9 protein-coding genes and 1 pseudogene are annotated in these 12,380 nt (G+C 47.1%); 8 read left to right on the forward strand and 2 right to left on the reverse strand.

What is annotated here, in order from left to right:
* Position 1 precedes the first annotated feature (1 nt).
* Positions 2 to 1,588, reverse strand: a complete 1,587-nt coding sequence (leuA, locus tag DSM2777_RS07140) for a 2-isopropylmalate synthase (protein WP_046457407.1) — start codon at positions 1,586 to 1,588, stop codon at positions 2 to 4.
* A 783-nt stretch (positions 1,589 to 2,371) separates the two neighbouring features.
* Between leuA and leuO the strand changes: the two genes are divergently transcribed.
* From leuO to cra, 5 genes are all read left to right on the forward strand, one after another.
* On the forward strand, positions 2,372 to 3,325 hold the full coding sequence (gene leuO, locus DSM2777_RS07145; RefSeq protein WP_061553544.1) for a transcriptional regulator LeuO: 954 nt from the start codon (positions 2,372 to 2,374) through the stop codon (positions 3,323 to 3,325).
* Positions 3,326 to 3,702: 377 nt separating this feature from the next.
* Entirely contained in the window at positions 3,703 to 5,505 is a 1,803-nt protein-coding gene (locus DSM2777_RS07150; protein WP_046457410.1) for an AMP-dependent synthetase/ligase, read from the forward strand.
* A gap of 334 nt (positions 5,506 to 5,839) precedes the next feature.
* On the forward strand, positions 5,840 to 7,558 hold the full coding sequence (gene ilvI, locus DSM2777_RS07155; RefSeq protein WP_025800374.1) for an acetolactate synthase 3 large subunit: 1,719 nt from the start codon (positions 5,840 to 5,842) through the stop codon (positions 7,556 to 7,558).
* A 2-nt stretch (positions 7,559 to 7,560) separates the two neighbouring features.
* Positions 7,561 to 8,052 carry an acetolactate synthase small subunit gene (gene ilvN, locus DSM2777_RS07160; RefSeq protein ID WP_025800373.1) on the forward strand — a complete coding sequence of 164 codons (492 nt, stop codon included), beginning with the start codon at positions 7,561 to 7,563 and terminating at the stop codon, positions 8,050 to 8,052.
* A gap of 185 nt (positions 8,053 to 8,237) precedes the next feature.
* Complete coding sequence (gene cra, locus DSM2777_RS07165; protein WP_025800372.1) at positions 8,238 to 9,242, forward strand: catabolite repressor/activator; 1,005 nt, start codon at positions 8,238 to 8,240, stop codon at positions 9,240 to 9,242.
* A 61-nt stretch (positions 9,243 to 9,303) separates the two neighbouring features.
* Here cra and DSM2777_RS07170 read toward each other — a convergent pair.
* Positions 9,304 to 9,770: pseudogene (locus DSM2777_RS07170) on the reverse strand (L-alanine exporter AlaE).
* Between the two features lie 879 nt (positions 9,771 to 10,649).
* On the opposite strand from DSM2777_RS07170, the gene mraZ reads away from it, so the two are divergent.
* The 3 genes from mraZ to ftsL are packed head-to-tail and all read left to right on the forward strand — an operon-like array spanning position 10,650 to position 12,372.
* A complete protein-coding gene (gene mraZ / locus DSM2777_RS07175) occupies positions 10,650 to 11,108 on the forward strand; it encodes a division/cell wall cluster transcriptional repressor MraZ (RefSeq protein ID WP_004094563.1) in 459 nt (152 codons plus the stop codon).
* 2 nt (positions 11,109 to 11,110) lie between these two features.
* Positions 11,111 to 12,055 (forward strand): 16S rRNA (cytosine(1402)-N(4))-methyltransferase RsmH, encoded by a 945-nt coding sequence (rsmH, locus tag DSM2777_RS07180; protein WP_040045384.1) that lies wholly within the window; start codon positions 11,111 to 11,113, stop codon positions 12,053 to 12,055.
* On the forward strand, positions 12,052 to 12,372 hold the full coding sequence (gene ftsL, locus DSM2777_RS07185; protein WP_004094561.1) for a cell division protein FtsL: 321 nt from the start codon (positions 12,052 to 12,054) through the stop codon (positions 12,370 to 12,372). Before rsmH ends, ftsL begins: the two co-directional genes overlap by 4 nt.
* The last annotated feature ends 8 nt before the right edge of the window (positions 12,373 to 12,380 follow it).

Raw genomic sequence — 12,380 nt, forward strand, 5'->3', positions numbered from 1 at the left:
ATTAGATCGCTTCCTGATTAGAATGAGAAGGTGATGTTTGTGTTTGATGGATGCGCTGTTTTTCTTTTTCGACCTGCTGCGCACGCCAGATGTTATTCAGAACGTTAATCAACGCCTGAGCGGAAGATTCTACGATGTCGGTCGTAATGCCGACGCCGTGGAAGCGGCGTCCGTTGTAATTCGCGACAATATCAACCTGACCCAGTGCGTCTTTGCCTTGGCCTTTCGCTGACAGCTGATATTTAACAATATCGATGTCGTAGCCAGCGATACGGTTGATGGCTTGATACACGGCGTCGACAGGGCCATTGCCGGTGGCGGCTTCTGCGCTGATTTCTCCGCCGATGTTTAATTTAACCGATGCGGTTGCCATCACGCTGGTACCCGACTGCACGCTGAAGTAATCCAAGCTGAAGTGCTCAGGCTCTTCCTGCTGTTTATTAATAAACGCCAGCGCTTCTAAGTCGTAGTCGAATACCTGTCCTTTTTTGTCAGCCAGTTTCAGGAAGGCATCGTATAAGGTGTCCAGATTGAAGTCGGTACCTTCCTGATAACCCATCTCTTCCATATGATGTTTCACGGCAGCGCGGCCAGAGCGAGAGGTCAAATTCAGCTGAACCTGATTCAAACCGATCGATTCTGGGGTCATGATTTCGTAGTTTTCACGGTTTTTCAGTACGCCGTCTTGGTGAATACCGGAAGAGTGCGCAAAAGCGTTGGAGCCCACGATAGCTTTATTACCAGGGATAGGCATATTGCACATTTGGCTGATGAACTGGCTGGTGCGGTAGATTTCTTGATGACGAATATTGGTATGCACGCCCAGCATTTCGGAACGCGTGCGGATGGCCATGATCACTTCTTCCAATGCGCAGTTGCCTGCTCGCTCGCCAATACCGTTGATGGTTCCTTCAACCTGACGAGCACCGGCCTGAACCGCCGTAATAGAATTGGCTACCGACATGCCTAAATCGTCATGACAGTGAACGGAAATAATCGCTTTATCAATGTTAGGTACGCGCTCATACAGATTGGTGATGATGCCACCAAATTGATAAGGCGTGGTGTAGCCGACGGTGTCGGGAATATTGATGGTGGTAGCACCGGCCTTGATGGCGGCTTCAACGATGCGGCACAGATTGTCTAACGGAGTACGGCCCGCATCCTCGCAGGAGAACTCAACGTCATCCGTATAGTTACGCGCACGTTTCACGGAATGCACCGCCATTGCCACGACATCCTCAAAGGATTTTTTCAGTTTTGACTCAACATGCAGCGTTGAGGTGGCCAAAAATACATGAATACGGAAGGCTTCAGCGACACGCAATGCTTCAGCGGCGACGTCGATATCTTTATCTACACAGCGTGCCAAACCACAGACTCGGCTGTTTTTGATATTACGCGCAATGGTTTGTACCGATTCAAAGTCACCTGGGGAGGATACTGGGAAGCCAACCTCCATCACGTCAACGCCCATGCGCTCTAATGCCATGGCGATTTGCATCTTCTCTTTGACGCTCAGGCTGGCTTGTAATGCTTGCTCACCATCGCGCAGCGTGGTGTCGAAAATAATCACTTGTTGGCTCATGCAGGTTGCTCCTCAATCGTTCTTATTTGTCGCGTTGCGCTGCTTTTGGTGTAAAAAAAAGCCCGCGCATTTGCGCGGGCTTTCTTGTGTTTGGTTGGAATCAGTTTTGATTACCGCCCACAGGCTCACCGCGCATGCTGGATGCGAGAAGGAGGAGGCTGAGGAGACGAGTAGTCTGGATCATGTGATTCCGCTCTTAATCTGGATGAATAATTTCAATGCTTAAAGTGATACTGGATAGCCAAAGTCTTGTCAACGGCTATTTCAGTAGGTGAAAAAAACTCATACACAATGGGCATAGTGATTAATGTTCTTCTTATCAAGTAATACAGGATTGTGAGGTGTCTCTGAAATTTTAATGAAACATTAGCGGGCTAATTACGATGAGGGTGTTCTATAACTTAGTTAGTTTTGATGATAACTAATTGGATGGGAAGCGTATTTTATAAAATATACATCCTTATTATTCTTTGTTAGTTAACTATTGCTTCCTTGAATTTTAAGTACAACTAAATCATTAATCACTAGAATGCATTGGTGTTGAATGAATGACAGGTTGATGAGTGATTAACCGCTTGTGTGTCATTTTAATTCTAAATAAAACAATTTATTTTTACCGCGTGTTTATTACTGAATTTATTTTTATAGCTAGGGATAGCGTTTAAGAACTCCCAGACTGGACGGCTGATTGTATTTAAGTTTTCGGCTGTTTTCATATCTTAATTAATTCGCGATTTTATTTTCCAATTGCGATGCTGAAATATAATTTATATTAGGTGATGTATGTCAGTACAAAACGAGGTTATGTCTTTGGCCGAAAATGGAAGTACAGAACTGGTTCAACTCAGAAACGTTGACCTTAATTTGCTGACTGTCTTTGACGCGGTCATGCAGGTGCAAAATATCACGCGTGCGGCCCATGCTTTGGGCATGTCTCAGCCTGCGGTAAGTAACGCCGTTGCTCGACTGAAGATCATGTTCAACGACGAGCTCTTTATGCGCTATGGCCGTGGTATCCAGCCAACGCATCGGGCATATCAGCTGTTTGGGTCGATTCGCCAAGCATTGCAGATCGTACAGAATGAACTCCCTGGAGCAGGCTTTAATCCGCTGGTCAGTGAACGTGTATTTAATGTGGCGATTTGTAGCCCATTAGATATTCGACTAACCGCAAAGCTGTTTAATCAAATTAAAGAGAGCGCATCTCACGTTCAGTTACATTTAAACTCATCGGTAAATGAAAATATTGAACGTAAATTACGCTATCAAGAAAAAGATTTCTTGATCAGCTATAGCCATTTTGAAAGTGAAGAATACTCTTGCGAGCCTCTATTTAAAGATGAGTTCGTTTTAGCCGTATCCAAGAACCATCCAAGAATTAATAATATGGTCAGCTATCAGCAGCTCTTGGTTGAGCAACATGCTGTTGTTGGTTTGAATTTATTCTCATCACTGAGTCGTAGTTATTATGAGGCAAGTGAACTGGCGCGTTGTGTTGCATATCAAGGTACCGATATGAACAGCGTATTGAGCGTGGTATCGAAAACTGAAATGGTGGCCATTGCCCCACGCTGGTTGGTTGAGGACTATGCTGAACACTTAAATCTTTCTGTCGTGTTACTCAGTGATTTGGAAAGAGAACGTACTTGTTACCTGAGCTGGCACCATGCCGCAGAACGCGATAGCGGTCATCAGTGGATGAAAGCGGTACTGAGCGATTTCGGCAGTAAGTTTTAAACCTCACGCTTAATAAAATAAGTTAATAAAGAGAGAGCATTGGGCTCTCTCTTTCTATATCTGGAGTTATCTGGGACTTGTCGCTGCGGCAGTGATTTATAGATGCCTACGGCGATTTTATTAGTTTTTTATATTATTTTGAATTCTTTTCATTTGTCGCAAACTGACCCCATATTTACATTATCCTCTGTCATAGCTTGATGGAAAATTATTCAAGAAACCCATCTTTGCTCACCTTTTTACGTTTAATAATCGTTGACCCTTTGGCTAGAACAGGTAGACTTCGGCGAAAAGAGCGCACAGCTGTAAGCTGAATAAGATTTTTCACTCATATCTTACTGCGACATCCATTCCGATAAATTCAATGAACTTCTTCTATGATCAATGAGTTAAATAAATACCATCTGGTTAAACGAATTCAGCAGCAGATCAAAACCATACCGCAGCGTGTTGCGCTACGTGAGTGGTCTGCTCAAGGCGAAACTTCATTTACCTGGCAACAGGTAGGGCGTCGGGTTGAGAAACTCGCGCTAGCCTTGTGCGCTTTGGGTGTTGATGTGCAGGATCGCGTGGCTATCTTTGCTCACAACTCAGTTTCTTGGACTTTAGTTGATCTGGCGATTTTACATCTGCGAGCGATTACCGTTCCGGTGTACTCGACAAACACCGCAGGGCAGACCGCCTTTGTGCTTAATGATGCCGATGTGCGTATTCTGTTTGTTGATGGCCAATCTCAATATAATGCTGCGTTGGCGCTGCGTGGTGTTTGTCCGCAGTTAGAACGCATTATTGTTATGTCAGACAGCATTGACATGCAGGGCTGTGACATTGCCTGCACGCTTGATGATTTTGCCGCTAGCGCGCAAGAATCTTATTTGCCGCAGCTGGCCGAACGAATTGCTCAGGCTGATATGAGCGATCTGTTTACGCTCATTTATACCTCCGGCACCACCGGTGAACCAAAAGGTGTGATGTTGAATTACACCAATATGGGGGCGCAGCTTCGCCTGCATGATGAGCGTTTAACCGTCACTGCCGATGATGTTTCTCTCTGCTTCCTGCCGCTTTCTCACGTATTTGAACGTGCGTGGAGCTTCTATGTGATGCACTCTGGAGCACAGAATGTATACCTTGGCGATACCAATCAGGTTCGCGAGGCGATGCAATCGGTGAAGCCTACCGTTATGTGTGCTGTTCCGCGTTTTTACGAAAAAATCTTCAGCGCCATCCATGAAAAAGTGGCTCAGGCGAAGTGGCACAAGCGTGCCATGTTCAAGTGGGCTATTTGGGTGGGGGAAAAATGTTTCCTGACCGAGCGTACTGGGCGTAAACCAAGTCCTGCGCTGGCCGCCATGCATAAGCTGGCTGATAAGCTCGTTCTCAGCAAACTGCGAGGAATTTTAGGTGGGCGAGTGCGTTTTCTGCCTGCTGCTGGTGCAAAGCTGGATGATAATGTCATCCTATTTTTCCAAGCGTTAGGTGCCAATATCAAATACGGCTATGGCATGACAGAAACCTGTGCCACGGTGTCTTGCTGGGAAGAGAATGATTTCCGCTTTGGTTCTATTGGTAAACCTTTACCTGACGTAGAAGTCCGTATCGGTCATGAAAATGAAATCCAGGTACGTGGTCCTATCGTCATGTGTGGCTACTTTAATAAACCGTTGGAAACCGCCGCGACCTTTACTGAAGATGGCTGGTTAAAAACCGGTGACGCAGGGGCATTAGATGAGAATGGTAATTTGTTTATTACCGAGCGTCTGAAAGACTTGATGAAAACCTCTAACGGTAAATACATTGCGCCGCAGATGGTTGAAGGTACCTTAGCGCAGGATCGTTTCATTGAGCAGGTTGCGGTTATCGCTGACGCGCGTAAGTTTGTTTCTGCGCTGATCGTTCCGTGCTTTGAATCTTTGGAAGAGTACGCTAAGTCGATCAATCTGAAGTATCACGATCGTTTAGATCTGCTGCGTCATAGTCATATCGTTGAGATGTTTGATTTACGCCTGCGTGAAATGCAGAAAGGCTTAGCCAAGTTTGAGCAGGTTAAACGGTTTACTCTGCTGCCAGAGGCCTTCTCCATGGAGCAGGGCGAGCTGACACCCACGCTTAAACTACGTCGCAAGATCATTAACTCTCGCTATCAGCTGGAAATTGAATCCATGTATTTGGAACGATAGCGGTAAATTGATTTTGCTTAACGGCCAGTACTTTTACTGGCCGTTTTCTTTTCTGAAACTCCCCTCGCTTATTTTGGCCTGAGAGAATGATTTAGTTCTGTAATTTGGCTGGCCGCAGCGATAAGCGCGGAGCTCATTCCATGACTCTCAGCGTTTTATTCCTGAAAAATGGCTGAATACAGCAAGGTTATCACTTCCCCGTTTTTTCCCACCGGTTTGTCGTTTGCGCACTTGTTATTCCCACGTTAAGGTAATGAATCAAACACAACACACAAAAAAACAGGGATCCACCCTGAATATGATACCTACGCAAAGTCAGCCTGGAGGCAAACCCATGGAGATGTTGTCAGGAGCCGAGATGGTCGTTCGATCGTTAATCGATCAGGGCGTAAAGCATGTATTCGGTTATCCGGGCGGGGCCGTTCTTGATATTTACGACGCCCTGCACACGGTTGGAGGAATTGAACACGTCCTCGTGCGCCACGAGCAGGGTGCAGTGCACATGGCCGATGGATTTGCGCGTGCAACCGGAGAAGTAGGCGTGGTGCTGGTGACCTCAGGTCCCGGAGCAACAAATGCCATTACCGGTATTGCGACCGCTTATATGGACTCGGTTCCGATGGTGGTTATTTCGGGTCAGGTTGCTACGTCTCTGATTGGTAACGATGCTTTTCAGGAGTGCGATATGGTCGGGATTTCACGCCCGGTGGTGAAGCACAGCTTTTTAGTGAAGCATACTGAAGATATTCCAACCATTATCAAAAAAGCATTCTATTTGGCCTCGACAGGGCGTCCGGGGCCCGTCGTCGTTGATTTGCCTAAAGACATCATGAATCCGGCGATCAAACTGCCGTATTCTTATCCTGAAAACGTAAAAATGCGCTCGTATAGCCCGACTCTACAAGGGCATCGTGGCCAGATTAAGCGCGCACTACAAACGTTGTTGGCGGCGAAACAGCCGATTATTTATGCCGGTGGCGGTGTGATTAGCTCAGGTTGTCATGAGGAGCTGCGTCAGCTAGCCGAGCGCTTGAATATTCCAGTGACAACATCTTTGATGGGCTTGGGTGGCTTCCCAGCATCTCACGCTCAAAGCCTCGGCATGCTGGGTATGCATGGCACTTACGAAGCCAATATGGCGATGCACAACGCTGACGTTATTTTTGCCGTCGGTGTGCGCTTCGACGATCGTACCACCAATAATCTGGCTAAATACTGTCCTAATGCGACAGTGCTGCATATCGACATCGATCCTACCTCGATCTCCAAAACCGTTGATGCAGATATTCCGATCGTGGGTGATGCGAAAGAGGCGCTAGCGACTTTCTTGGAGCTGCTGGGGCAGAAAGAAGCCAAGCAAGATTTCGATGGACTGCGTGATTGGTGGCAAAACATTGCTCAATGGCGTGCCCGTAAATGCCTGAGCTATGATACGAACAGCGGCCGTATTAAACCGCAGCAGGTCATTGAAACCCTCCATCGATTAACCCACGGTGAGGCTTATGTTGCTTCGGACGTGGGTCAACATCAGATGTTTGCCGCCTTGTACTACGGTTTTGATAAACCGCGTCGTTGGGTGAATTCGGGAGGCCTAGGCACTATGGGCTTTGGCTTGCCTGCGGCGCTGGGGATCAAATTAGCCTTGCCGGAAGAAACCGTGATTTGTGTCACTGGTGACGGCAGTATCCAGATGAACATCCAAGAGCTGTCAACGGCGCTGCAATATGATTTGCCCGTTGTCGTGGTGAATCTGAACAACCGCTTCCTTGGCATGGTTAAGCAGTGGCAAGACATGATCTATGCAGGGCGTCATTCACAGTCTTACATGGAATCATTACCGGATTTTGTGAAGCTGGCTGAGGCTTACGGACACGTTGGGATCTCGATCCGCACGCCTGATGAATTAGAAAGCAAGCTGGAGCAGGCGCTGGCGGTGAAGAATCGTTTAGTGTTTGTCGACGTTACCATTGATGAAACTGAGCACGTTTATCCGATGCAAATTCGCGGCGGATCAATGGACGAAATGTGGTTAAGCAAAACGGAGAGGACTTAATAATGCGCCGGATTTTATCTGTATTACTGGAAAACGAATCAGGCGCACTGTCCCGCGTGGTCGGCCTGTTCTCTCAGCGTGGCTATAACATTGAAAGTTTGACCGTTGCTCCTACGGACGATCCCACGCTTTCGCGCATGACGATCCAAACCGTCGGTGATGCGAAAGTGCTTGAGCAAATTGAAAAGCAGCTCCACAAACTGGTAGATGTTTTGCGTGTGAGCGAGTTGGTGCAGGGCTCGCACGTTGAGCGTGAAATTATGTTAGTGAAGTTACAGGCAACGGGTTATGGACGTGAAGAAGTGAAGCGCAGCACCGACATTTTCCGTGGGCAAATCGTGGATGTCACCGCGGCGCTTTACACAGTTCAGCTAGTCGGTACCAGCGACAAGCTTGATGCCTTCTTAAGCGCCGTACGAGAGGTTGCTGAAATTGTTGAAGTAGCCCGTTCAGGTGTTGTCGGGGTATCTCGTGGTGACAAAATAATGCGTTAACACAGGTCAATTTTCTGCGTAATAGTGCTATTTAGAGGCTCAGCTTTGTGCTGGGCCTCTTACTTTTTCTTATTTGCTGATGCCTTTCAGCAAAAGCGGTTGCTCCTTTCTTCTTTATGCGGTTAGATCATTTGTATCGATGACCATTCGGTCTTCTTAATTAATTTGATGCGTAAGGGGATAACGTGAAGTTGGATGAAATCGCGCGTCTTGCTGGAGTTTCGCGGACGACGGCCAGTTATGTCATTAACGGTAAGGCCAAACAGTACCGTGTGAGTGATAAAACGGTTGAAAAAGTGATGGCTGTGGTACGTGAGCATAACTATCATCCAAACGCCGTGGCTGCAGGTTTACGTGCTGGCCGCACCCGTTCTATTGGGCTGGTTATTCCTGATTTGGAAAACACCAGCTACACCCGCATTGCAAACTATCTTGAGCGTCAGGCACGCCAAAGAGGCTATCAGCTGTTGATCGCCTGTTCAGAAGATCAGCCAGATAACGAAATGCGGTGTATCGAGCACCTGTTACAGCGTCAGGTTGATGCCATCATTGTCTCGACCGCTCTGCCGCCGGAACACCCGTTCTACCAGCGTTGGGTCAACGATCCTTTGCCGATCATTGCGCTGGATCGTGCGTTAGATCCTGAAAACTTTATTAGCGTTGTGGGGGCCGATCGTGAGGATTCCGAGATGTTGGCGGAAGAATTACGCAAATTCCCGGCTAAATCGGTTCTGTATCTCGGTGCTTTGCCTGAGCTGTCGGTGAGTTTCTTACGCGAGCAGGGATTCCGAGACGCATGGCGCGACGATCCGCGTGAAGTGCAATATCTTTACACCAATAGCTACGAACGTGATGCCGCGGGCGTAGCGTTCTCTAATTGGCTTAAAGATAATGAAATGCCGCAGGCTTTGTTCACCACGTCATTCCCGCTTCTGCAGGGGGTGCTGGATGTCACGTTGAAGCATCATGGTCATTTGCCAACCGATCTTGCGATCGCAACCTTTGGCGACAATGAGCTACTGGATTTCCTCGATTGCCCTGTTTTATCGGTGGGGCAACGCCATCGTGATATCGCCGAACGCGTACTGGAATTGGTATTGGCGAGTTTGGATGAGCCGAAGAAGCCAAAAGCGGGTTTAAGCCGAATGCGTCGTGTACTGCTCAAGCGTGGTCGCCTTAACCGGATGTAATGCCGAAAGAATTAAGTAAAACGATGAAGTGAGAAGGCGCCGGTGGTAACCGGCGCTTTTTTTACGCCTGTACTTTATTGACCTGAACTTTATTGGCATGGGCAGACACTTTAAACAGCCTGCGGCAATAATCTAAAAATAGCCGTAGGCGACACCCATTGCCATCGATACCACGGCGTTACTGGTGACCGCCGCGATAATTTGCGCACCGTCGGCACCCACAGACCACAAAATAATGGCGTATACCGGCGACTGAAAAGAGACATAGGCAAGCAGATCGGCCACGATTTTAGCCGCTCCGGTTGGGCTGCAACGCTGTGACTGACGAATAAACCAATCACGATATATGCCATACGGCCAAGCGATAAGAATGTTGACCGGAATGGAAAGTAGGCGAGATGACAGTGATTGGCTAAAGCTCATTCCAGAGAGAAAGACTTCAATCGCCATACCGACGATGAAGGAGTAAACCACCAGTGCAAAAATATCGGCGGCTGCACTACGAGCACGAGAATCGGATGAAAACATAACGGCTAACTCCATGTTGAAACTAGTCATTAATACTGGTTTTGCTTGCTCTTAATGGTTTTATGAACTGCTTATTTTTGTATGAATAGCATACATGCTCGCCGTATGTTTTTTAACTAGTGAAAAATTATTATTTAAAGACGGATTTGCTACAAAAATCTGCGCGAATGACAAGAATGGGCAAAACGCATGATTTATCACCATGCCGGTAATTTTTATGTTCTTATTCAATTTCTTGGATGGAAATCGTACAGGGAAGGATAATGAATGGTTTGTGTTGTTCTAATAATCGTCTGAATAAAATAAAAATGAATATTTGAGAACTATCTGAGGTGGTAAGGATTGAGAGAACGAAATACTCAATGCCTTTTGAATAAAGGCAGTTAGATAATTAATCCTCAAACCGATTATTATCTCGGGATAAAGTGAGATAAAATGGTTATCAGAAAAACTATGTTGAATGGTAATTAAATTATTTTATTGATTTTTAAAGGTATTTTTAATTTTCTGACGACGATTGGCTAAGGTTGAATTAGCTTTATATTTACTACTGTAAAGCGTATGTAAATTATACAAGACATGTTCAAAATGAGAGCCATATTGCAAAGTCTGGTTAAATTTTAATTTTTGGTAAAAATTTTGTGTTTCTCGTTAGTAACACTCCCTTCCAAGAATTTCCCTTAATTTATCATGATGTTAATTTTATTATTTCTCTTTCAGAGTTTTCGTTGTGAATGGTTTTAATTTCACTTCAGGCAAAAATAATCCCAAACCGCATCCGCTCTGGCTTGACAAGGTTTTCCTACCCTCCGTAAACTTCCTTATGTGGGAATTTGTGGTGTAAAGTGGTGAGATGGGGCAACGAGGGGTAATTTAGGTATGTTTCGTGGCGCAACAACCATCAACCTTGACGGTAAAGGACGCTTAGCGGTTCCAATGCGCTATCGCGAATTACTGCTTGAGGAATCGCAAGGTCAAATGGTTTGCACCATCGATCTCCATCAGCCATGCCTATTGCTTTACACACTTCCGCAGTGGGAAGTGATTGAACAAAAACTATCGCGTCTTTCGAGTATGAATCCTGTCGAGCGTCGCATTCAGCGTCTGCTGCTAGGTCATGCCAGCGAATGCCAGATGGATAGCGCCGGTCGATTGCTGATTGCAAGTACGTTGCGACAGCATGCTGGGCTTACAAAACAAGTGATGCTAGTTGGGCAGTTCAACAAGTTTGAACTGTGGGATGAAGAAAACTGGTATCAACAGGTCAAGGAAGATATTGACGCACAACAGACCGCAACGGAGCCTTTATCCGAGCGGCTACAGGATTTGTCGTTATAGTCATGTCAGAAGAAAATTACCAACACAAGACCGTGTTGCTGGATGAGGCTGTGAATGGCCTTAATCTGCGCAGTAACGGCATTTACATTGATGGCACTTTTGGTCGCGGTGGTCATTCACGTCTTATTTTGTCCCAGCTTGGGCCAGAAGGACGCTTAGTGGCTATCGATCGTGACCCGCAGGCTATTGCCGCCGCAGCAGAAATCACCGATCCACGTTTCTCTATCGTTCATGGCCCGTTTTCCGATATGGCGAGCTATGTACGTGAACTCGGCCTAGAAGGCCAAATCAACGGCGTTCTTCTCGATTTGGGCGTTTCCTCTCCGCAGCTCGATGATGCTGAGCGCGGCTTCTCTTTCATGCGTGATGGACCGCTCGACATGCGAATGGACCCAACGCGTGGTTTGTCCGCAGCTGAATGGCTGATGAAAGCGGAAGAAGAGGATATTGCTTGGGTGCTGAAGACCTTTGGCGAAGAGCGCTTTGCCAAGCGTATTGCGCGCGCCATCGTGGAGCGTAATCGCCTTGAGCCAATGACCCGCACGCATGAACTGGCCACGCTGATTGCAAACGCCAGCCCATTCCGTGAAAAACATAAGCATCCGGCAACGCGCAGCTTCCAAGCGATTCGTATTTATATCAACAGCGAATTGGAAGAGATCGAACGTGCACTGAACGGCGCGCTAGAGATTCTCGCCCCAGAAGGTCGCCTGTCGATTATCAGTTTCCATTCGCTGGAAGACCGCATTGTAAAACAGTTTATTCGTCACCATAGCCGTGGGCCACAGGTTCCTGCGGGTATTCCTCTGACAGAAGCGCAGCTGCGCAGTCAGGGCGGACGTAAGCTGAAAGCGTTGGGCAAAATGAAACCGAGCGGTGAGGAAGTGAACGTTAACCCACGTGCTCGTAGCTCGGTGCTGCGCTTTGCGGAAAGGACGACAGAATGATCGGCAATGAGCGCCATACGCTAGTTGCCGTTATCGGCGGAGATATTCTCCGCCACGGTAAACTGCCTCTGATTCTGTTTATCGGCGTTTTGGTATCCGCGGTGCTTGTGGTGACGACCACGCATAAAACACGCTTGCTGACCGCACAGCGTGAGCAACTGGTGCTTGAACGCGATGCTCTGGATATCGAGTGGCGCAACCTGATTCTGGAAGAGAATGCGTTAGGCGATCATAGCCGTGTCGAACGTATTGCCACCGAGAAGCTGCAGATGCAGCACGTAGATCCATCTCAAGAAAACATTGTTGTTAAGCAATGAGTTAACAA

It is taken from the genome of Obesumbacterium proteus (assembly GCF_001586165.1).
In the GTDB taxonomy this organism is placed as follows: domain Bacteria; phylum Pseudomonadota; class Gammaproteobacteria; order Enterobacterales; family Enterobacteriaceae; genus Hafnia; species Hafnia protea.